Source organism: Candidatus Dormiibacter sp. (assembly GCF_050999135.1).
Classification (GTDB): Bacteria; Chloroflexota; Dormibacteria; order Dormibacterales; family Dormibacteraceae; genus Dormiibacter; species Dormiibacter spiritus.
On record NZ_JBPCPN010000059.1, the window covers coordinates 24,912 to 45,437 of the forward strand.

The 20,526-nt window shown below is 67.0% G+C and carries 21 protein-coding genes; 13 read left to right on the plus strand and 8 right to left on the minus strand.

Annotation, left to right across the window (positions count from 1 at the left end; translation table 11 throughout):
- Positions 1 to 93: 93 nt before the first annotated feature.
- The 4 genes from glgX to ACR2MZ_RS14275 are packed head-to-tail and all read left to right on the plus strand — an operon-like array spanning position 94 to position 6,905.
- A complete protein-coding gene (gene glgX, locus ACR2MZ_RS14260) occupies positions 94 to 2,199 on the plus strand; it encodes a glycogen debranching protein GlgX (RefSeq protein WP_434005714.1) in 2,106 nt (701 codons plus the stop codon).
- Positions 2,196 to 4,814: a malto-oligosyltrehalose synthase gene (gene treY / locus ACR2MZ_RS14265; RefSeq protein ID WP_434005824.1), complete on the plus strand. Its 2,619-nt coding sequence runs from the start codon at positions 2,196 to 2,198 to the stop codon at positions 4,812 to 4,814. The genes glgX and treY overlap by 4 nt, the downstream gene beginning before the upstream one ends.
- Positions 4,811 to 6,331 (plus strand): malto-oligosyltrehalose trehalohydrolase, encoded by a 1,521-nt coding sequence (gene treZ, locus ACR2MZ_RS14270; protein WP_434005825.1) that lies wholly within the window; start codon positions 4,811 to 4,813, stop codon positions 6,329 to 6,331. The genes treY and treZ overlap by 4 nt, the downstream gene beginning before the upstream one ends.
- Positions 6,332 to 6,383: 52 nt before the next feature.
- Positions 6,384 to 6,905 carry a GNAT family N-acetyltransferase gene (locus ACR2MZ_RS14275; protein ID WP_434005715.1) on the plus strand — a complete coding sequence of 174 codons (522 nt, stop codon included), beginning with the start codon at positions 6,384 to 6,386 and terminating at the stop codon, positions 6,903 to 6,905.
- 11 nt (positions 6,906 to 6,916) lie between these two features.
- Here the strand turns inward: ACR2MZ_RS14275 and ACR2MZ_RS14280 are convergent, their stop codons facing one another.
- Entirely contained in the window at positions 6,917 to 7,141 is a 225-nt protein-coding gene (locus ACR2MZ_RS14280) for a DUF6582 domain-containing protein (protein WP_434005716.1), read from the minus strand.
- A gap of 460 nt (positions 7,142 to 7,601) precedes the next feature.
- Entirely contained in the window at positions 7,602 to 7,745 is a 144-nt protein-coding gene (locus tag ACR2MZ_RS14285) for a hypothetical protein (RefSeq protein WP_434005717.1), read from the minus strand.
- A gap of 155 nt (positions 7,746 to 7,900) precedes the next feature.
- On the opposite strand from ACR2MZ_RS14285, the gene ACR2MZ_RS14290 reads away from it, so the two are divergent.
- Both ACR2MZ_RS14290 and ACR2MZ_RS14295 read left to right on the plus strand, forming a co-directional pair.
- Positions 7,901 to 9,076, plus strand: coding sequence for a MalY/PatB family protein (locus ACR2MZ_RS14290; RefSeq protein ID WP_434005718.1), 1,176 nt, complete (start codon positions 7,901 to 7,903; stop codon positions 9,074 to 9,076).
- Positions 9,077 to 9,255: 179 nt separating this feature from the next.
- The gene (locus ACR2MZ_RS14295) at positions 9,256 to 10,320 is read left to right on the plus strand and encodes a DUF2332 domain-containing protein (protein ID WP_434005719.1); all 1,065 of its coding nucleotides are present in this window, start codon (positions 9,256 to 9,258) and stop codon (positions 10,318 to 10,320) included.
- A gap of 203 nt (positions 10,321 to 10,523) precedes the next feature.
- Here the strand turns inward: ACR2MZ_RS14295 and ACR2MZ_RS14300 are convergent, their stop codons facing one another.
- Positions 10,524 to 11,024 carry an inorganic diphosphatase gene (locus ACR2MZ_RS14300; RefSeq protein WP_434005721.1) on the minus strand — a complete coding sequence of 167 codons (501 nt, stop codon included), beginning with the start codon at positions 11,022 to 11,024 and terminating at the stop codon, positions 10,524 to 10,526.
- An 87-nt stretch (positions 11,025 to 11,111) separates the two neighbouring features.
- Between ACR2MZ_RS14300 and ACR2MZ_RS14305 the strand changes: the two genes are divergently transcribed.
- Positions 11,112 to 11,870 (plus strand): SDR family NAD(P)-dependent oxidoreductase, encoded by a 759-nt coding sequence (locus ACR2MZ_RS14305; protein WP_434005722.1) that lies wholly within the window; start codon positions 11,112 to 11,114, stop codon positions 11,868 to 11,870.
- A 55-nt stretch (positions 11,871 to 11,925) separates the two neighbouring features.
- Here the strand turns inward: ACR2MZ_RS14305 and ACR2MZ_RS14310 are convergent, their stop codons facing one another.
- Entirely contained in the window at positions 11,926 to 13,233 is a 1,308-nt protein-coding gene (locus ACR2MZ_RS14310; protein WP_434005723.1) for an aminotransferase class I/II-fold pyridoxal phosphate-dependent enzyme, read from the minus strand.
- A gap of 224 nt (positions 13,234 to 13,457) precedes the next feature.
- On the opposite strand from ACR2MZ_RS14310, the gene ACR2MZ_RS14315 reads away from it, so the two are divergent.
- Positions 13,458 to 14,138 carry a pyridoxamine 5'-phosphate oxidase family protein gene (locus ACR2MZ_RS14315; protein ID WP_434005724.1) on the plus strand — a complete coding sequence of 227 codons (681 nt, stop codon included), beginning with the start codon at positions 13,458 to 13,460 and terminating at the stop codon, positions 14,136 to 14,138.
- A 10-nt stretch (positions 14,139 to 14,148) separates the two neighbouring features.
- On the opposite strand, the gene ACR2MZ_RS14320 is transcribed toward ACR2MZ_RS14315, so the two are convergent.
- On the minus strand, positions 14,149 to 14,568 hold the full coding sequence (locus tag ACR2MZ_RS14320) for an SRPBCC family protein (protein ID WP_434005725.1): 420 nt from the start codon (positions 14,566 to 14,568) through the stop codon (positions 14,149 to 14,151).
- 185 nt (positions 14,569 to 14,753) lie between these two features.
- On the opposite strand from ACR2MZ_RS14320, the gene ACR2MZ_RS14325 reads away from it, so the two are divergent.
- The 5 genes from ACR2MZ_RS14325 (at position 14,754) to ACR2MZ_RS14345 (ending at position 18,801) form a co-directional block, all read left to right on the plus strand.
- Entirely contained in the window at positions 14,754 to 15,596 is an 843-nt protein-coding gene (locus ACR2MZ_RS14325) for a transglycosylase SLT domain-containing protein (protein WP_434005726.1), read from the plus strand.
- A 71-nt stretch (positions 15,597 to 15,667) separates the two neighbouring features.
- The gene (locus ACR2MZ_RS14330; RefSeq protein ID WP_434005727.1) at positions 15,668 to 16,105 is read left to right on the plus strand and encodes a coiled-coil domain-containing protein; all 438 of its coding nucleotides are present in this window, start codon (positions 15,668 to 15,670) and stop codon (positions 16,103 to 16,105) included.
- Between the two features lie 35 nt (positions 16,106 to 16,140).
- Positions 16,141 to 16,428 (plus strand): transglycosylase SLT domain-containing protein, encoded by a 288-nt coding sequence (locus ACR2MZ_RS14335; RefSeq protein WP_434005728.1) that lies wholly within the window; start codon positions 16,141 to 16,143, stop codon positions 16,426 to 16,428.
- A 478-nt stretch (positions 16,429 to 16,906) separates the two neighbouring features.
- Complete coding sequence (locus ACR2MZ_RS14340; RefSeq protein WP_434005729.1) at positions 16,907 to 17,803, plus strand: N-acetylmuramoyl-L-alanine amidase family protein; 897 nt, start codon at positions 16,907 to 16,909, stop codon at positions 17,801 to 17,803.
- 38 nt (positions 17,804 to 17,841) lie between these two features.
- Positions 17,842 to 18,801 (plus strand): ROK family protein, encoded by a 960-nt coding sequence (locus tag ACR2MZ_RS14345; protein WP_434005730.1) that lies wholly within the window; start codon positions 17,842 to 17,844, stop codon positions 18,799 to 18,801.
- Positions 18,802 to 18,886: 85 nt separating this feature from the next.
- Here the strand turns inward: ACR2MZ_RS14345 and ACR2MZ_RS14350 are convergent, their stop codons facing one another.
- From ACR2MZ_RS14350 to ACR2MZ_RS14360, 3 genes are all read right to left on the minus strand, one after another.
- Entirely contained in the window at positions 18,887 to 19,207 is a 321-nt protein-coding gene (locus tag ACR2MZ_RS14350; RefSeq protein WP_434005731.1) for an MmcQ/YjbR family DNA-binding protein, read from the minus strand.
- A complete protein-coding gene (locus ACR2MZ_RS14355; protein WP_434005732.1) occupies positions 19,207 to 19,656 on the minus strand; it encodes a VOC family protein in 450 nt (149 codons plus the stop codon). The genes ACR2MZ_RS14350 and ACR2MZ_RS14355 overlap by 1 nt, the downstream gene beginning before the upstream one ends.
- 61 nt (positions 19,657 to 19,717) lie before the next feature.
- Positions 19,718 to 20,389 carry a TetR/AcrR family transcriptional regulator gene (locus tag ACR2MZ_RS14360; RefSeq protein ID WP_434005733.1) on the minus strand — a complete coding sequence of 224 codons (672 nt, stop codon included), beginning with the start codon at positions 20,387 to 20,389 and terminating at the stop codon, positions 19,718 to 19,720.
- Positions 20,390 to 20,526 lie beyond the last annotated feature (137 nt).

Consider the following 20,526-nt stretch of genomic DNA (forward strand, 5'->3'; position numbering starts at 1 on the left):
GTCACTTCCCTGGACTGTAGCTGGCGCCGGCCGACAAGCCTGATCGACGGCGACGGTGGATCACGCGCTGACCGTACCGTTGCGGACGGACGTATGGAGATTTGGCCGGGACAGCCCTACCCCTTGGGTGCGCATTTCGACGGTGTGGGCACCAACTTCTCGATCTTCTCGGAGGTAGCCGAGAAGGTCGAACTTTGTTTGTTCGACGGAGCCGGCGGTGAGGAGACTCGGCTAGCTCTGCCCGAGGTCACCGCGCATTGTTGGCACGCCTACGTGCCCAACATCAGGCCCGGTCATCGCTACGGCTTCCGCGTGCATGGCCCCTACTCACCTGATCACGGAGTGCGCTGCAATCCCGCCAAGCTCCTGCTCGATCCTTACGCCAAGGCAATCGAGGGTGTCGTGCACTGGAACGCCACCATCTTCGCCTACGACCAGAGCAACCCGGCCCAGGACCTGGCCTTGGACCCCACCGACAGCGGGCCCTATGTGCCCAAGTCGGTGGTCAGCGATCCCTGGTTCAGCTGGGAAGAGGACCGGCACCTGCGCATCCCCTGGCACGAGACAGTCATCTACGAGGTGCACGTCAAGGGCATGACAAAGCTGCATCCGCAACTTCCGCCCGACCTGCGCGGCACCTACGCCGGACTCGGCACGCCCGAAGCGATCCAGTACCTCCAGAACCTGGGGATCACGGCTGTCGAGCTGCTGCCCGTGCACCAGTTCGTGCACGACAACCGCCTGAACCAGCTCGGCCTGCGCAACTACTGGGGCTACAACTCGATCGGCTATTTCGCGCCCCACAACGAGTACAGCTCCAGCGGGCAGCGCGGCCAGCAGGTGCAGGAGTTCAAGCAGATGGTGAAGAACCTGCACAGAGCAGGTATCGAGGTCATCCTCGACGTTGTCTACAACCACACAGCCGAGGGCAACCACCTGGGCCCAACTCTCTGTTTCCGGGGCATCGACAACGCCGCCTATTACCGGCTCATCGCCGACAACCCGCGCTACTGCATGGACTACACGGGCACCGGGAACAGCCTCAACATGCGCCATCCGCACGTCCTCCAGATGATCATGGACAGCCTCCGCTACTGGGTCACGGACATGCACGTGGATGGCTTTCGCTTCGACCTTGCCGCCACCCTGGCGCGCGAGCTGCACGACGTCGACAGGCTGTCGGCCTTCTTCGACCTGGTCCAGCAGGATCCGATCCTCTCTCAGGTGAAGTTGATAGCGGAGCCCTGGGACGTCGGTGAGGGCGGTTACCAGGTGGGCAACTTCCCAGTGCTCTGGTCGGAGTGGAACGGGAAGTACCGCGACTGCGTGCGCGACTACTGGCGGGGCGAGGCAGCCACGCTGGGCGAATTCGCCATGCGTTTCACGGGCTCCTCCGACCTCTATCAACTGGATGGCCGCCGGCCTTACGCCAGCATCAACTTCGTCACCTGTCACGACGGTTTCACGCTTGACGACCTCGTCTCCTACAACCTGAAGCACAACGAGGCAAACGGTGAGGGCAACCGCGACGGCGAGAGCTACAACCGCTCCTGGAACTGCGGCGAGGAGGGGCCCAGCCCCGATCCCGCTGTCAACGCCCTGCGCCAGCGTCAGAAGCGCAACTTTCTGGCCACCATCATGTTCTCCCAGGGCGTGCCCATGCTCCTGGGCGGCGACGAGTTCGGCCGCTCTCAGGGGGGCAACAACAACGCCTACTGTCAGGACAACGAGATCAGCTGGTTCGACTGGAGCAAGGTCGACTACGACCTTCTCGCTTTCTGCACCAAGCTGATCGAATTTCGCCGGGCGCACCCGGTCTTCAGGCGCCGGCGCTGGTTCGCCGGCCGCGAGATCCAAGCCGAGGAGACCAGTGATATCGGCTGGTTTCGACCCGACGGCGGCCGCATGACCTCCGCCGACTGGAATGTCGGCTTTGCCCGCTCACTGGCCGTCTACCTGAACGGCGACGAGATCGCCAGTCCGGACCTGCGAGGCCGCAAGGTGATCGACGATTCGATCTTCCTGCTCTTCAACGCCCACTTCGAGCCCATCCGCTTTTCCCTGCCCCGCGGTTTCGGCCAGCGCTGGAAGCGGGTTCTGGACACGGCCGACCCGCTGGTGCGCTACTACCGGGCGGGCGGCCAGGTGCCTGTGCAAGAGCGCTCAGTGGCGGTGCTGATGAGGGTCGACAAGTCCTGACGCCCCGCTCGACCTATCGCGTCCAGCTCACGCCCGACTTCGGCTTCGACGCTGCCGCCGAGATCGTGCCCTACCTGGCGCGGCTGGGCGTGAGCCACCTCTACTGCTCGCCCTACCTACAGGCGCGGCCGGGCAGCCGCCACGGCTACGACGTGGTCGACCACCGGAGTTTGAATGAGGACCTGGGCGGCGAGGCAGCTCACGCCCGGTTCTGCTCGGCGCTCAAGGAGCAGGGCTTGGGCCAGGTGCTGGACCACGTGCCCAACCACATGGCCATCAACGATCGGCGCAACCGCTGGTGGTGGGACGTGCTGGAGAACGGCCACTCCAGCCGCTATGCCTCCTACTTCGACGTGTTCTGGGATCCGCCCGAGCGCAAGCTGCGCGGTCTGATCCTGCTGCCAGTGCTGGGCGACCACTATGCCCGAGCGCTGGAATCCGGCCAGCTGCAGCTGGTTCGCCGCGGATGGCGCCTCAACGTCGCCTACTTGGAGCAGGAGTTCCCGCTCGATCCGCAGACCTATGCGCTGGTGCTGCCCGAGCCCCTGACCGGCCTGGGCGCTGAGCTGGCCGCCCTGCCCGAGGTGACGCCAGGCGACCAGGACGGCGCCCGCCACCGTCATCGTCTCGCCACCGCCCTGCTGCGACAGCTTGAGCAGCCGGATCTGGCGCTGCTCGTCGACCAGCGCCTCGTCCAGGTAAACGCCGATGCGGAGGCTGTCGACGCCCTGCTGTGTCGGCAGCACTACCGGTTGGCGCGCTGGCAGGTGGCCGCCCACGAGCTGTCCTACCGTCGCTTCTTCGATGTGTCAGAGCTGGCGGCCATGCGCGTCGAGGATCCTGAGGTGTTCGAGCAGACCCACAGGTTGGTCATCGATTGGATCAACGCAGGCGTCCTCGATGGCCTCCGCATCGACCACCCTGACGGCCTGCGGGATCCGAAGGGCTACTTCCAGAAGCTTTCCGCTCAGGCACCTTCGGCCTGGGTGGTGGCCGAGAAGATCCTGGGCACCTCAGAGCAGCTGCCCGAGGACTGGCCGGTGGCCGGCACGACAGGCTATGACTTCCTGAACCTCGCCCTGGGCCTCTTCATCGACCCCCACGGCGAGACGGGGCTGAGCGATGCTTTTCAGGAGTTCACTGGCCTCAGTGAACCGTATGCGGAGGTGGTCTACAACCGGAAGCGGCAGGTGCTGGAGCAGCTGCTGGGTTCGGATCTGAACCGGCTGCTGGTTCACTTCGAGCGGGTTCGCGAGACCGATCGCAGATACCGCGACTACACCAGCCACGAGCTGAGGGCATGCCTTACCGAGCTGATCGCCTGCCTTCCGGTGTACCGCACCTATGTGCGGCCCGGGACCGCGGAGCCGCCTTCCCCGGCTGACCGCGCAGTCATCGAAGCGGCCGTGGGGGCGGTCCGACGGCGAAGGCCAGAGCTGGCGCCTGAGCTGCTGGGATTCTTGGGCCGGCTCATCCTCAAAGAAGAACCCTTGAGCGAGGACGCGGTCGAGCTGATCGCGCGCTTTCAGCAGACCTCCAGCCCAGTCACCGCCAAGGGCGTGGAGGACACGAGCTTCTATGTCTACAACCGGCTGATCGGCCTCAACGAGGTGGGTGGCGATCCCGGCCGGTTCGGCGTGTCGCCGGCCGCCTTCCACGCTGCGTGCGTCCACCGCGCTGAGCGCTGGCCGGCGGCCATGCTTTCCACCAGCACTCACGACACCAAGCGGTCGGAGGACGTCAGGGCCCGGCTGGCACTGCTCTCGGAGCTGCCGCTGCCCTGGTCCGCTGCCGCGGCGCGCTGGTCGGAGCTCAACGAGCGGCAGCGCAGCCCGGACGGCCCGGACAGGTCGGCCGAGTACCTGCTCTACCAGACGCTGGTCGGCGCTTGGCCGCTGGGCCCTGACCGAGCCGTGGAGTACATGATCAAGGCAGCCCGCGAGGCCAAGGCCGAGACCTCCTGGATCCAGAACAACCACGCCTACGAGGCCGCGCTGGAGCGCTTCGTTAGAGGCATCCTGGCTGACCAGAAGTTCGTGACCGACTTGACGGGCTTCGTCCAGCCACTGATCGCGCCCGGCCGGGTCAACTCACTGGCTCAGAAGCTGCTCTGCCTGACAGCGCCGGGAGTGCCCGACTGCTATCAGGGCTGCGAGCTCTGGGACCTGAGCCTGGTCGACCCTGACAACCGGCGCCCAGTCGACTTCACCAGGCGGGCTCGGCTCTTGGCCGAACTGGATGCGATGGGCGATGGCGCGGCCGGCGTCTGGTCCGAAGGCCAGGATTCAGGGCTGCCCAAGCTGCTGGTGGTGACGCGAGCGCTTCGCCTGCGCGAGCGGCGGCCGGAGATCTTCACAGCAGGGTACGAGCCGGTGACGGTGGCGGGTCCCCAGGCGGATCACGTGATTGCCTTCAAGCGCGGCGAGGGTGCGGTCACAGTGGTGCCCAGGCTTGTCTGCGGCCTGGCCGGCGAATGGGGGGCGGCCACTGCGGCCGATCTGCCCGAGGGTCGCTGGCGGAACCTGTTCAGCGCGGCGGAGCACGGCGGTGGCCCGGTGGCGCTGGCTGAGCTGCTTGGCAGGTTTCCGGTCGCCCTACTGGAGCGTATCGGCTGAGCGCTACCTTTCAAGTCTGGGCGCCCAGCCCTGAGCGGGTCGAGCTCTGGTTGCAAGGGCAGCGGCTGCCGCTGGACCGGAACTCCGAAGGCTGGTGGAACTCGACAGTCGTTGCTCGGCCAGGTCAGGACTATGGTTTCGTGCTGGACGGGGCCGAGCCCCTGCCCGACCCCCGCTCGCGCTGGCAGCCAGACGGTGTCCACGGCCTGTCCCGGGTGGACGTTCCGTCGGCCTTCGATTGGTCTGACTCCGAATGGCGCGGCCTACCTCTCAGCGAAGCGGTGATCTATGAGCTGCACACCGGCACCTTCAGCGAAGCTGGCACTTTCGAGGCGGTCATCGAGAAGCTGCCCCACCTGCTCGCCCTGGGCGTGAACTGCCTGGAGCTGATGCCGGTGGCCGAGTTCGCGGGTGAGCGAGGCTGGGGCTACGACGGCGTGGACCTGTACGCCCCGCATCACGCCTATGGTGGTCCGGAGGGTCTGCGTCGGCTCGTCGACGCCTGCCATCAGCAGGGGCTGGCAGTGGTGCTGGACGTTGTCTACAACCACCTCGGTCCCGAGGGCAACTACCTCCCGAGGTACGGGCCCTACTTCACAGCCCGGCGGAAAACCCCGTGGGGCGACGCTGTCGACTTTGACGGGAGGTCCTCTCGGCCGGTGCGCGACTTCTTCATCGACAACGCGCTGATGTGGCTGCAGGAGTACCACGTCGACGGACTGCGTCTGGACGCGGTGGACGCCATCCTCGACTCTTCCCAGCGCCATATTCTGACCGAGCTGGCGGATGGCGTACGCCCGCTGGGGCGGCAGCTCGGAAAGCCACTCTTCCTCATCGGCGAGCAGCCCTTCATCGACCCGCCGCTGCTGGCGCTGGGGCTGGACGCTCAGTGGGAAGACGACGTCCATCACTCCCTGCACGTCCATTTCACCGGCGAGCGCCAGGGTTACTACGCGCCTTACACCGGCAGCACGAGTGAGGTGGCGGGCTTTCTGCTTGCCCCGCGAGAGCTGGGCGTGCCTTACGAGCGGGTCCTGACCTATTCGCAGACCCACGACCAGATCGGCAATCGAGCCCTGGGTGAGCGCCTCTGTCACCTGGCTTCGCCGCAGCAGTGCCGTTCGGCGGCCACCCTGACACTGCTCTCCCCCTTCGTGCCGATGCTCTTCATGGGTGAGGAGTGGGCGGCGTCCACCCCGTTCCAGTACTTCAGCGATCACCACGATCCGAGGATCGCTCGGCTCGCAACGGAAGGACGCATCAGTGAGTTCGCAGGTTTCGGCTGGCGTCGGGATGAAGTGTCCGACCCCCAGGATCCAGCGACTTATCGGCGCTCCAAGCTCAACTGGTCTGAGCTGGAGGCACAGCCACACCAGGCCATGCTGGCCCACTACAGCTCGCTGCTGGCCCAACGCCGCTCACTGCGCGGTCAGCCGTATCAGGTTCGCTGGACCGACCAGCCGGCGGCGATCATTTTCAGCCGCGGCGAGCGTAGCTGGACCTGTCCGCTGGGCTGAGCCGCGATCGCAGTGGTTGCCGCCTCAGCCGGACGGCATGGCTTGAGCCACGATGTCTGGTGTGCCTCACTTTGAGATCCGGCACGCTCAGCCGGGCGACGAGGAGGCCATCGCGCGGGTTCACGTCGCTTCCTGGCAGAGCGCCTACGCCGGCTTGCTGCCAGCCGGGTATCTGGACGCGCTCGACTGGCGGAGGCGAGCAGAGCAGTGGGGGGAGTGGCTTCGCCAGCCACCCGCCGGCAGCATGGCGCTCACAGCCCACTCAACGGCGGGGCTGATCGGCTTCGCCTCCTTGGGCCCATCGCGCGACGTCGCCGAACGCGATCACTATGAGCTCTACGCCATCTACGTGCTGCCCCAGGCTTGGCGCTCAGGTGCCGGCAGCGCACTCTTGACCGCAGGACTGAGCGGTCTGACCGGCCAGGCTGAGCGGGTCGGCCTCTGGGTGCTGCGCGACAAGCTACGTGCCCTCGGCTTCTATGAAAGGCGTAGCTTCGAAACTGATGGCGCCACCAAGGCAATCAGCCTCGGCGGGCGCGATCTGGTCGAGCTGCGCTACGTGAAACGGCTCTGAGCCCGGACAGCTCAGTCGGGTTCTTTGCTGAGCTTCACTCCGTGCTTCTTGGCGGCCTTCTCGATCCGCTGCTTGGCCTGCTTGCGCTCACTTTCGCTGACGCCCTTCACCTGGTTGAACCGCGCCGACGCATTGCGCACATGGCCAGCGTCTGTGAGCGGCTCCTTCCGCTCCTTGGGGAAGGCAAAATCGCTGTCCGGCAGCCTTTGCTTCTTCTTGTCGCTCAGTTCACCCATGGCGAGAGCATAGGACAGGGCCGGCGCCGTGCCGGCCCTCGACGACTTGGCTGAACCTGCGCGCGGTCAGAAGTGCTGGCGCCGGCGCCCGAATGGAGAAGAACGATAGGCCGGCCAGGCCGAGCAGCGCCAAGCCCCCCGCGAGCAACCCGGGAAGTGAGGAGCTGACCGCCGAGCGGACCGCCCAGACTGCTGCAAGGAATGACTGCCGTAGCTAGTGGCGTGACCGGGTTGGCGCCGCAAATAGAAGGCCGAGGGCGTAAGTGTCGCCGTCGAGTTGGTGGGCAGGCAGGGTGAGGTGCCGGTCAACGGGTCCAGGCTGAAGAGTAAGCCCGCGTCGCCCAGTGCGTAGACGCAGCCACTGGCCCTGACCGCATAGCCGTATGGCCGGGTAACGCCCCCCTTTACGAAGGCGGCGCAGGCGGCCTGCGCCGTCCGGTCATAGGAGTAGGTGGTGCTGTTACCCGTCCGACCAGAAGGGGAACAACGACTGCAGGTGCCCGTTGGGAGAGGTGAGCTGAACGGGGTTTCGGAACCGGTTGCCGGCGGCACCTAGGTTGGTGCTGAGCAGGCCGGAGAGGCCTGCCAGCGGGGTCGTCGTCACCCCTCCGAAATCGAAGCAGACGACACTCCCCGGTGGAGGGTGTCGGAGAGCCTTGTCCCAACCAGCCCAAACCTCGCCCGCGGGCAGCCCCGGTGCCGGCTCAGCCGAGAGGGCGGCACAGCCCGCGACGTGGACGGCTTACCATCGAGGCCTGTATGCAGGTCTCGACAGCCCAGGCCATCGAGCGGCGTTTCGACGACATCTCCCTGGCCGAGCTGCGGCAGCGTCACAGCTACAAGTGGCGGGCCTATCCGGAGGATGTGCTGCCCGCGTTCGTGGCCGAGATGGACTTCCGGCCGGCCCCTGCGATCGTTCGCGCGCTCACGGCCGCCGCCGAGCTCGGCGACACCGGCTACGCCTGTCCGCAGCCGGAGCTGGGAGAGGCCTACAGCCGCTTCGCGCTGAGGCGCTTTGGCTGGAGGGTCGAACCAACCGACGTGACGCTCGCCCCGGATGTGATGTCAGGCATCACCGAGCTGCTCCGCCTCGCGCTGAAGCCGGGCGATGGGGTGGTGATCAACCCCCCGGTCTACCCGCCCTTCTTCCGCCAGGTGGCGGAGGCAGGCTGCCGGGTGGTCGAGTCACCCCTTCTCTTGGACGAGGCAGGCTATCACCTGGACCTGAACGGCCTGGAAGCGGCTTTTCGAGGGGGAGCCCGCGCCCTCCTTCTCTGCAGCCCCCACAACCCCACAGGCATCGTGTACTCGGCGCGGGAGCTGCAGCAGGTGGCCGAGCTGGCTGAGCGGTACGGCGCGCTCGTCTTCTCCGACGAGATCCACGCGCCGCTCGTGCTGCCCGGCCACAGGTTCACGCCTTACCTGGCCGCGAGTCCCAAGGCGGCCGCTCACGGGATTGCCTTCGTAGCTGCCTCGAAGGGCTGGAACCTCCCGGGCCTGAAGTGCGCGCAGATCGTCAGCCAGTCGACGGAGATACGAGCGCTGATTGGCCAGCTGCCGCCCAGCTTCGGCGTCCACGCCGGGCTCTTCGGAATTCTGGCCGCCAGCGCAGCCTACGAGGAGGCCGGGGACTGGCTGGACCAGGTGCTCGGTGCCGTACAGAAGAATGGGGACTTCCTGGCCGAGGCGGTGCGCGAACGCTTCCCGCGGATCCGCTACACGCCGCCCGCCGCCACCTACCTAGCCTGGCTGGACTGCCGCGAGTTGAACCTGCCCGAGGAGCCGGTCGATCACTTCCTGAAGCACGGCCGCGTCGCCCTGGGCGGCGGCCCTCCCTACGGCAGCGCCGGCCGTGGGCACCTGCGGGTCAATATTGGTACCACCGCCGAGATCTTGGCGCAGGTGGTGGAGCGGATGGAGACAGCTCTCAGCTAGCGGTGTCCGGTCAAGTTGGAGCGCTCGCTATCTGTTAAGGGAGCGGCAGTAGCCGGAGAGTCGGTCGAGTATCTCCTCGGCGCGCTCTGGTGTGCCAAGGTAAACGGTCGGGGGTTGTCGTTCCGATGGCTAGAGTCGTCGTGAGGATGCCAGGGCCGACCGCAGGAAGCGCCGTACCCGTGGGTGGGGCCCGCACACTCGCTCAGGTGTACCGACACTTCGGTGAGGTCGACGCCGCCGAAACATCGCCGCTGTACGAGCGCGTCGCCGTCGCCCTGAGCAAGTCCGACGAGGCGCTGCGCGCCATCGAGGCGGCGCCGGCGCGCAAGCGGCACCCCACGGTGATCCTCGCCGCGCTGCACGACCTCGCCCTCGCCGGACGCGCCCCTGCGCTTGCCGCGGCCTATGCCGCTTCGGACGGCGACGGTGCCGCCGGCGCGGCGATCGACACCCTGCTGCAAATGACCGACTCGGTCGTGGCCATCGCCGTGCGCCGGCAGACACGGAGCAACGAGACCGGGCGCTGCGCCGTGCTGTATCCGGCCATCGCCGAGGCGGCGCGCCGGGTAGGCGCGAATTCGGTTGGGCTAATCGACGTGGGCTGTTCGGCTGGACTCAATCTCAATGTCGATCGCGTTGGCATCACGTACAGCAACGGACAATCGCTGGGCGACCCGTCATCCTCCGTCCAGCTGTCATCTTCGATCGTAGGAGACCGGCCCATCCCGACGCGGGCGATGCCGGAGGTCGTCGCACGGATCGGCGTCGACCTCGATCCGGTCGACGTGACCGATGCGGATGACGCCCGATGGTTGCGCGCCTGCCTGTGGCCGGATCAGCCAGAGCGGGTCGCGAGGCTCGAAGCGGAGATGGCGCTGGCGGCGGCGGCCCCTCCGCTGCTGCTGCAAGGTGACGCCGTCGAGGTGGTGCCCGACGCCTTCGCCCGTGTGCCCGCGGACGCCCTGCCTGTCGTCACCACGACCTGGGCGCTGTCGCACTTCCCGTTCGAGAGCCGCCTGCGCTTCCTGCACCGCCTCGACGAAGCGGCGGCCGGCAGGGCGGTGGCGTGGGTGTCAGCGGAGGGGGTTGGAGTCGCGCCGACGATACCGACACTTGGCGATCGCCGCGCCTCTGGCCACAGCATCATGGGCCTGGCGGTGTTCGGCCGGTCGGCTCTGCGCGTCGAGGCTATTGGCCGCTGCTGGTCGGAGGGCAGCTTCCTGGCGTGGCTGGCAGACTCCTAGTTGTGGTGCCAGGTCGATCCGTCGACGAACTTTCCTGGAATCGGGATTTCGTAGTCTGGAGCTGGTTTCTGAAGAGGCAAGAGCGTCGTCCAGCGCTGGTCCTCAGCCCTAAGCACCAAGAAGCTCCAACGCTCCGCGCACCGCAGCGTCCAAGCCCTCGCCCGGGACATCCGTGACTGGGTCGAGACTTGGAGCGACACCCGCTAGGTCGCCGGCTCGCCCTGAGCGCGGGCGCTGTAGCGCTCCTGAGCCCGCCGGATCTCCTCTTCGGCCCCCTCCCGGCTGGTCCAGTCGCCCACAGTCGTCGCCTTGCCCTCCTCCAGGTCCTTGTAGATGTCGAAGAAGTGAGCGATCTCCTTCAAAAAGGGCCGCGGCACGTCGCTCAGATCGAACCAGCCCTGTCTTTGATCCCAGACCGGAACCGCCAGGATCTTGTGATCGGGCCCCTTCTCGTCATGCATGGCGAAGATGCCGATGGCGCGGCAGCGGATGTGGCAGCCGGGGAAGGTGGGTTCGCGCAGCATCACGAGCACGTCGAGCGGATCGCCATCCTCCGCCCACGTGTGCTCGATGTAGCCGTATTCGGCCGGATAGCGGGTGGCCGTGAAAAGCTCCCGATCCAGGTGGATGACACCCGTCTCATGGTTGACCTCGTACTTGTTGCGGCTGCCCTTCGGCACCTCGACGATGACTTCAAACTCCATTGCCGCTGATTGTGCCTCCTCGTCGGCTCGGTGCCGCGCTCCGACCGTGAGCTTCGTCAGCGGCAGTTGCGGTGATACAGTCCCCCGGTGGAGACGCTGAAGGGGCAAACCGCGCTGGTGACCGGGGGTGGCCGGGGGATCGGGCGGTCGGTCGCCCTTGCCTTCGCCCACGCCGGAGCCCAAGTCGCCGTCGCCGCCCGCACCCAGCGCGAGATCGCTGCCGTCGCCGCTGAATGCGGTGGCCTCGCCGTCCAGCTCGACGTGACAGACGAGAATGGCTGCGTCGAGGCGGTGGCGCGAGTGGAGCGCGAGTTCGGCCGCCTCGACATCCTGGTCAACAACGCAGGCGTTGCGACGTCGCACAAGTTCACCGAGCTGGATACGGCCAGCTGGCGGCGAACTTTGGCGGTCGACCTGGAAGGGCCCTTCTTCCTGACGCGCGCGGCAGTTCCCGGCATGCTCCAGCGCGGCTCGGGCGCTGTCATCGCCATCGCCTCGGTGGCGAGCCGGACCGGCGCTCCCTACATAGCCGCCTACACAGCCGCGAAGCACGGACTGCTCGGCCTGATGCGCTCGCTCGCCGCCGAGTACGCCGCCCGGGGCCTCACTTTCAACTGCGTCTGCCCCGGCTACGTCGACACGCCCATGACCCAGATGACCCTGGACACCATAGTGGCCAAGACCGGCCGGAGCCGGGAGGAGGCGCTGAAGCCGCTTCTGACGCCCCAGCGCCGGCTGGTGAAGCCAGAGGAGGTGGCGGCGGTCTGCTTGCTGCTGGCCTCAGAGGCGGGCCGGGGCATCAACGGCCAGGCGATCAACGTGGATGGGGGCTTGGTCCAGTCTTGAACATCAGTCACTCTCGCCCCTCCGGCAGCGTTTGTAACGGCCCGGGGGAAGGCCCTCAGCCGGAGCGCGTCCTCGGTGCCGGCACCGTCTGCCTCGCCAGCGCCGCCGCGATCGCCTGTGCTTCGCCGGCTTGCATGGCGCCTATCGAGATCCGGACGCCAGGCCCACTGCGAAGGCGGAAGCGTTGCCCGGCCGAGGCCGCCCAGCCGGCTCGGAGTAGGCTGGCCAGGGCCTCAGCTTCGTCGGGCACCTCCACCCACACGTTGAGGCCTGAGCGACCATGGGCGGCGATGCCTTGCTCGGTAAGGGCGGAGATTAGCGCCTCCCGGCGCCGGGCGTACTCGCTGGCGGCCGCCTCGACCAGTCGCTGAACGCCGGGATCGCGCGACATCTCCGCCACCAGTCCCTGGAGGAGACGGCTGACCCAGCCGGCGCCCAGACGCTGGCGGTCCTCCAGCCGGGAGATGGTCACCGCGTCCCCGGCCACCACCGCGACTCGCAGGTCAGGGCCGAGCGCTTTGGAGGTGGAGCGGACCACAGCCCAACGCTCCTGCCCGCCTGTCAAAGTATGGCTCCGGGCTCCCGAGGCAGCGCCGAAATGATCATCCTCGATCAGCAGGAGTTGAGGCCTTTGTGCCAGCACCTCTCGCAGCTCAGCCGCCCGCCCGGCATCCAGCGCGGCCCCCGTTGGATTCTGAGCCCGGGGTGTGACAACAACTGCCGCGAGCTGCCGCAGAGACGCCTCGAGCTCCTCGGGCCGGAGTCCGAGATCGTCGACAACTATCGGCTCGGGGACCAAACCGAGGGCGAGGATAAGGTCGAAGAGGGAGTGGAAGCCGGGATCCTCCACTCCCACGCGAGCGCCAGGGTGAAGGTGGGCAACTAGGGTTCTCTCGATGCCGTCCAGCCCTCCACCGGCGACTGCCAGGGAATTGGGCTCGATGCTGTCCGCTCGGAAGCTTTCGGCGGCCAGATCGAGCAGGTCGGGCACGTAGGGGCTCTCGCCGTAGAGCCACTGCCGGCACCTGAGCTTTTGCAGAAAGTCGGGCAAAGGGGGCAGGAAGGCCGGATCAGGATTGCCTGTGCTGAGATCCCGCACTCCAGCCGGGACGTCGGCCACAGAGCGGGAGGCCAGCGGCGGCCAGGGACTGACCTGAGTGCCGCGCCTCCCCGAAGCGGTAATCAGCCCGCGCCGCTGGAGGTCCCGATAGGCGGCTTGAACTGTCGTCGGGCTGACTGACAGGTCTTGCGCCAGCCGCCGCACAGGCGGCAGCGCGTCGAGAGGGCGCAGCTTGCCGGTTCTGATGGCGTCCTCGACGCTCGAGCTGATCTCGGCCGCCCTGCTGCCTCTGATAGCCGGCAAGGCGGAGGGATCAGAGCCCATGTTTCCCATGGTGTTATGTAACAGCCAGCGCGCGGCCCAGCTCAGTTCCTAGATGAAAGTGGTACAATGTAAGAACAAAGCAATTACGTACTAACACAAGGAGATTTCCAATGTACATGACAGCTGGTTTCCTGGGCATGCTGGCCGACGTTCGCCGTCGCGAGGACCTCGCTCGGCTCGATCGGGACTTGGCTTGCTAAGCGGTGGCCGAGGCCACAGCACCTAGCTCCCGGAGCCGGGTCCGCCGGCATCCGGAGCGCGCCCGCTATGAAGCTCAGCTGGTGGAGGCGATCCTCGACGAATCGATGATCTGCCACCTGGGCTTCATCGCAGACGGCGTTCCTTATGTGGTTCCCACCATGTACGCCCGAGCTGGCAACCAGGTTTACATCCACGGCTCACCAGCTTCCCGAATGCTGCAGAGTGCCTCCGGCGCTGTGGACGTCTGTCTCACAGTTACGCTACTTGACGGCCTCGTCATGGCTCGCTCGGCCTTTCATCACTCTATGAACTACCGGTCGGTCATGATCCTCGGCAGCGCCCGTGAAGTGCTGGATCCTGCGGAGAAGCTGACAGCCTTCGAGCGGCTGGTGGAGCATGTCTGTCGGGGCCGCTGGGGCGAGGTGAGGCAGCCCTCCGACAAGGAGCTGAACAGCACCAAGGTGCTGGCACTGGGCCTTCAGGAAGCGTCTGTCAAGCTGCGCAGCGGTGGCCCCAACGTGCCCGAGGCGGACCAAGGCGTCAGCGTGTGGGCGGGAGAGATCCCCCTCAGGACAGTGGCTCTGCCCCCCTCCGGCGAAGATCAGCCGAACAGCCCTGCTGGCTCGCACATAATGAGCTACACCCGGCCGGGCTGGACGGCGCCACCGCAGCCCGGGGGCTGAAGGTCAGCTACTACTCGACTTCGACCTTCTTCTTGAGCCCCTCGAGCACCGAGGTGAAAGTCTTCAGGATGGTGGCACCCATCAATCGCCCCACCACCGGGCTGAGCAGGCCGCGCGCTTCGAAGCCCTGAGAGATCCGGGTTCCGCTTTCGATCGGCGTGACAGTTGCCCGGATCGCCATCTTGGTTCCGGGCAGGGCGGTGCTCTCCAGCTCGAACGACTTCGCGGGCTCAAATTGAGTCACCACCACGTCGTGCTTGCCACCGGAGCGGGTATCGATCATGCCTGTCGTCCCTACCGCAAGCGGGCCGTCGAGCCGCGACTCTTTCATGTCGGGATTCCATTCCGGCCAGCTGTTCACATCTGACCAGATGCGCCAGACCTCGGTTGGCTCGGCACTCGTTTCTAGGGATGCCTCGCGAAACGCCATCGCCCTCATCTCCTTGGCCGAATCGGCTCGGCCACACCGCCTACTCGTCGTCTTTGGAGGCACAGGCTACCTGGAGGAGGTCAGGGCTGTCGGTCAGCTTGCGGGGCGTCCGCCTCAGCTGACCTTTGGTAAGGTGGGGTTCTGCCCGTCGCTCGAAAGAGAGCGACGGATGGGGGTAGCTGAACTTGCGGAAACTCGTCATCTTTCTCTTTGCCTTCGCGACCCTGGCACGGCCGGTGTCGGCGGATGACGGGCTTGTCGCTCAACAGCAGCAGATCAAGCAGCAGCTGGCCCAGGTGGCGACAGCGATCTCAGCGCTCGACGACAAGATCGCTGGCACGCAGACTGAGATCGACACCACCCAGCAGAAGGTCGACAAGGAGCGCAGCGAGGTGAAGGTCCTCGCTCGCACCGTCTATGCCCAGCCCGCGTCGCCTCTGCTTGCCATCTTCAGCGCCAGCTCGCCGAGCGACGCGCTGACGCGCTACTCCGACCTCAAGGTTGCTGCGGAGAGGGCGGCTGCCACCAAGGCTGCGCTGGACCGGGACACCGACCGGCTCAAAGCTGACAAGGCGACTCTGGAGAGGGATCGCGCTCGGCAGGTGGCCATGCAGCGGGACCTGAGCCAGAAGTATCAGCAGCTGGGCGACGCCATCGCCGCCCAGGCGGTGCAAAGCCAGAAGCCGGTTCCTGATCAGACCCAGACGCCAGCCGCGCCTGCCACCACCGCCAACACCCCGCCTGTGGCACAGGGCTCGATCCAGCAGATCATTCTCGACGCGTTTGCATCGCAGGGCGCTGGTGCCCAGGCCTGGGCGCTCCGCATCGCCAAGTGCGAGTCCGGCTACAACCCTCGGGCGGTCAACGCTTCCAGCGGCGCGGCCGGACTCTTCCAGTTCCTGCCCTCGACCTGGCGCAACATGCCCCAGGGCAGGGCGGGAAAGGATGTCTTCGACCCTGTCGCCAATGCCCAGGCGGCCGCCTACTACTACAGCACCAGCGGGGCCGGCCCCTGGGTCTGCCGCTGAGGACGTAAGGGCAAAGCGACGCTTGCGCCGGTAAGCTGAGCGGGTCGCGTCGGTCTCGCTGGCGGTTGTGGTTGGCCAAGCTTCTGATCTGCTTTGCACTCGCTCTGGCCCTGCTGCGGCCGGTGTCCGCCGACAGCGCCACCCCGAGCCAGCAGGACTTGAAGCAGCAGCTGGCGGATGCCACCGCCCAGGTCCAAGCCCTGGACACGAAGCTGGCGGCTCTCCAAGATGAGATCGACCAGACGCAGGTGCGCATCGCTCACGAGCAGGCAGAGCTGCGCCAGCTCGCGCGCTACCTCGACGGCCAGCCGGCGTCGCCGATCCTCGCGCTGTTCAGCGCCGGCTCGCCGTCCGAGGCGTTGAACCACTACGCCGATCTCCGGGCGGCCGCCGAGCGCGCCGCTGCGACTCGGTCCGCCCGTGACCGCGACCTGAGCCGCTTGCAGAGCGAGAGAGGACCACCCTGGAAGGGGACCGTCAGAGAGCCGACGCCGCACGCAGCACGCTAGCCAATCGCTACCAGCAGCTGCTGCACAGCCTGGGCGTGAGCAGCGCGATCCAGGTGCTGATTCTCGACACCTTTGCGGCCTACGGGGCGGCCGGGCAGGCGTGGGCGCTGCGAGTCGCGGACTGCGAATCGCACTACAACCCCAACGCCGTCAACTCCTCCAGCGGGGCGTCAGGGCTGTTCCAGTTCCTGCCCTCCAGCTGGGCTAGCACGCCTCAGGGACGGCAGGGCCTGTCGGTCTTCGATCCGGCGGCCAACGCGCAGGGGGCCGCCTGGTACTACGGCGCGACAGGCCGCACGGGCGGACCCTGGAGCTGCAAGTAGAGGGCGCCGGCTCTAGCCTGTCCGGTCCCGAGATCTTGAGAAGCCGAGCAGGCATTTTTGCGTCCTCCCCCCGCGGGGCGGGGGAGGCTCGGAAGGGGGGCGTCAGCGGCCCGCCTTGCCCCCGCCGCCTTGTGGTGAGACCTCGCGTCCAAGGTTCGTCAAACCCTCTCGAGCGCTCAGGAGCTGCGGCGAGATGCCCAGGACCGAAATGGCGGCTCTGGTCCAGCCTGCAATCCAAGGCCCCCCACCTACCTCGCCCTGGCCGGGGGGAGGACGACCTCAAACCAAGAGCGTCTCAGCTACTCGGGGACCGGACACACTAAAGGCCGACCGGGAGGGGTTCGTGAAGGGAGGCGCAGCCGCCCCTTGACTGTCTATATTGAAGGCGCCGATCGCGTCTCGCTCTTACGTCCCACCACGACGTCGGCGTGGATCTCGCCGCAGCCGCGGCAGCTCAGCGCTTCGCCCCCTGGGCGCGGTGGCTCTCGCACTTGTTCTGGTTGCGGCTGCGTTCCTGCTCGACCGCGGCCTGGCCGCTCTGCCCAGGCCGCGGGCGACCGGTCCTGTGAAACAGGCGGCTGCGCATCATCCGGTGCCCCCCCAGGGGGTCCCGGTCAAAGGACTCAGCGGCCTCACCGCTGGCACCTGCCTCAGCTTTGCTCCCACCGGCAAGGATCGGCGCCAGACAGTCTTCATCGACCCCGGCCATGGTGGACTCGACCCAGGCGTTGTCGGCCGCACGAGCGCTGGTGCCACCATCAGCGAGAAGACAGCCACGCTCGAGGTGGCTCTGGCGCTGGCGGCCAGGCTGCGCGCCGCCGGCTATCGGGTGGTGCTCTCACGCACCTCTGACACCACGCTCATCGGCGCGGGCGCGGACGGCACGGGAAACGGAGTGCTGACGCGGGACGCGCTGCGGCAGGACCTCATCGCACGCGTTGACTGCGCCAACGCGGCCGGTGCCGACGTGCTGCTCGCCATCCACTTCAACGCCTACGACGGCGTAAGCGCCGGGGGCACCGAGACCTACTACGACTCCGCCCGCGCATTCAATCAGCCGAACGCTCGGCTGGCAAAGGGTGTGCAGGCGCAGCTAGTCGCCGGTCTCGGACTGCCCGATCGGGGGGCGCTCTCCGAGGCCAGTCTGAACGTGCCGGCCGTCGACGCAGCTGCGGAGAGCTATGGCCATCTGGTCGAGCTTGGGCCCGCCCAGCAGGGCTGGCTGGAGCGGCCCAGCCGCATGCCAGGCGCGCTCACTGAACCGCTCTTTCTGACGAACCCCCAGCAAGCCGATCTGGCTGCTTCCGCCTGGGGTCAGCGACGCATTGCTACTGCCCTCAGCGCAGCGCTCGACGCCTATTTCGCGGGTGGCTGAATTGCAGTAGAGGCGGCTTCAGGCCTACGCTGATTGCCGTGGAGAAACTGGTTGCGGGCATCGACCTCGGCGGAACCAAAATCCAGGCTGTCGTGCTGGACAGAGAGCGGGTGCTGGGCAGCGCCCGCGCCGCCACTCCCCAAGAGGGCGCCGACTCCGTCATGGCGGCAGTGGTGGAGGCTGTGAAAACAGCGCTGCACAACGCCGAGGCGAGCGGCTCGGCGCTGGCGGCAGTTGGTATCGGCACGCCAGGCACCATCGATGTGCGGGGCGGGGTGGCCAACGCCCCCAACGTGCCAGGGTTTGAGAAACCGGAACCCGTGCCGCTGGCAGCCGGGCTAAGCAAGCGGTTCGGCGGCATCAAGGTGAAGGTTGACAACGACGTCCGAGTGGCAGTGCTGGGTGAGTGGAAGCGCGGCGCCGGCAGGCAATTCACAGACTTCCTCGGGGTCTTCGTGGGCACCGGCGTGGGCGGCGGCCTGGTCTTGGATGGCAAGATCCGCCATGGTCTGGGCGCAGCCGGAGAGATTGGCCACACCACTGTGAAGCCAGGCGGCCGCAAGTGTGGCTGCGGTCGCGACGGGCACCTGGAGGCTTACGCCGGGCGGCGCATGATCGAGGCGACCGCCCGCCGCTGGCAGTCCGATGGGCGGAAGACGAAGCTGTTCCAGATCATGAAGGACAAGGGTCGAGACCGGCTGACCAGCGGCGTGATCGCCAAGGCGCTGGACAAGCACGACGCGGTTGCCCAGGAGCTGGTGGACCAGGCAGTCTGGGCTCTTGGCGTCGCCCTGTCGAACGCGCAGAACCTGCTCGACGTGGAGGCGATCATAGTCGGCGGCGGGCTCGGCGACCGGCTCGGCAAACCGTTCATCGACCGGGTAGCGGAAGCGGCCCAGCCGCTGCTGCTGGTGCCGGAGCGGCCGCCCCAGTTCCTGCCCACTCAACTGGGCGACCTCTCCGGCGCTGTCGGAGCAGCAGTTCTCGCCGCCAGCTAGCGCGCCCCATCTCGGTGACGGCGCGCATCAGGCCAGGCAGCGGGGCCGCTTGATGCGCAGCGCCCTATGCCTCAGAGCGGGTGCCTCAGACCACTAAATGGCTGGGCGCCTTGCGCCGCCAGGCTTCGGATAACAGGTCCGCGACCATCGGTCGGCCGGCGAGGCCGAGATCGACGCGCACACCGCTGAGCCGTTTGCCCCACCACAGCTCCTCGCAAGTGTCCGGGTAATGCTGGACCGACCAAAACGTCTGATTCGCGTCGAGCATCACATTGAGGTGACCCGGGTCGGGCAGCGTGGCGAAGATTCTGTCGTTTACCCTGAACGAGGGAAAGCCGTGATGATCTTGTTCAGCGGCTTCAGGAAAACCCAGCGCAATTCGGCGTACTTGCGCCGCCGAAAGCATCAGCCGGCGGTGGGACGATAGGTGCCGAAGCTCCAGAGGTAGCCCTCGGGGTCGCGGGCGCCGTAGTCGCGCCCGCCGTAGTCCTGGTCGACCAGTCCCCTGACGATCTCGGCCCCCGCCGCCCGGGCACGGGCGAAGTGAGCGTCCGGATCGGCCACTATCACGTAGGTTCCACCCGTCGTGCCGCCGAGCTGGCCCGGCGCCCGCGTCGGCCAGTCCGGCCGATCGTGGGCGGTGCCGAGCATGATCATCCCGTTGCCGAAGCGCAGCTCCGCGTGGTCAATCGTCCCGCCTTCGCCCTCATAGACCGCGTGAACCTCGAAGCCGAAGGCCTTCTCCAGAAAGTTGATCGCCGCCTTTGCATCCTGGTAGCTGAAGCTGGGGATGACGTCGGGTGCGCTCCATGCTGCTTGGCTGCCGGCCGCCTTCACGCCTCTGCCTGTCTCCATGGGACACCTCCTCTGACCAGTTTGCGTACGCGTACGGAAATACTAACTCAGGGAACGTACATCAAGACCGGTCGCGCCACGCGAGCAGGCCGTCGATGACGGCGGCCAGTCCCACTTGGAATTCGAGCCTTTCCCGAGCGGCTGCCATCGAACCGCGCAGAGCCGCCAGGTGCGGAAAGTCAGTCGGGTCGGCCCGCCGCTGCAGAGTAGTGATCAGCGGCTCGCGCGAGATGGCGGCTCGCCGCTCTGCGCTGGCCTGGCGGACGCTGAGCTCGCCCACCGTGTAGCGCCAGGCGACGTGATAAGCGGCCGCTGCTCGCTCGAGCGGCAGACGAGCGGCCAAAAACGCGCCCAGGATCGCATCCACAATGCCAAAGATGGAAGGCGCGGACAGATCCCCCTTCATCAGAACAGGCACTATCCACGGCTGGTTGGACAGGCTCTCAAACAGCAGCCCATAGAGAACCAGCAGTCGCCCTCGAGGGTCGTCCGGCAGGGCAGGCCGGGGTAGTTCGGCGGCCCGCCGGTCAAGCAAGGCGACCAGCAGTTCTTCCTTGTCGTGTACATAGCCGTAGAGCGCCATCGGCGAGCTGCCCAGATCGCGTGCCAGGCGGCGCATAGTCAGCGCCTCTATGCCTTCGGACGCCAGGATGGCCTCGGCGCGGTCGATGACCACCTGCCGGGAAAGGCGCGCCGGGCGTCCGGCCGCGCGGCTTGTGGCTGGGAGCGTCATCAGGCTAGTCTGCCAGCCCTCCCCGCAGTCCCGGCCGCCGGCGGGTCGCTGGTGATGAACGACGTGGAGCCCTTCACGATAGTCGCCGGACGGCCTGCGAAAATGGTCAGGAGGATCGAGGGCCGCCCCGCGTCGTA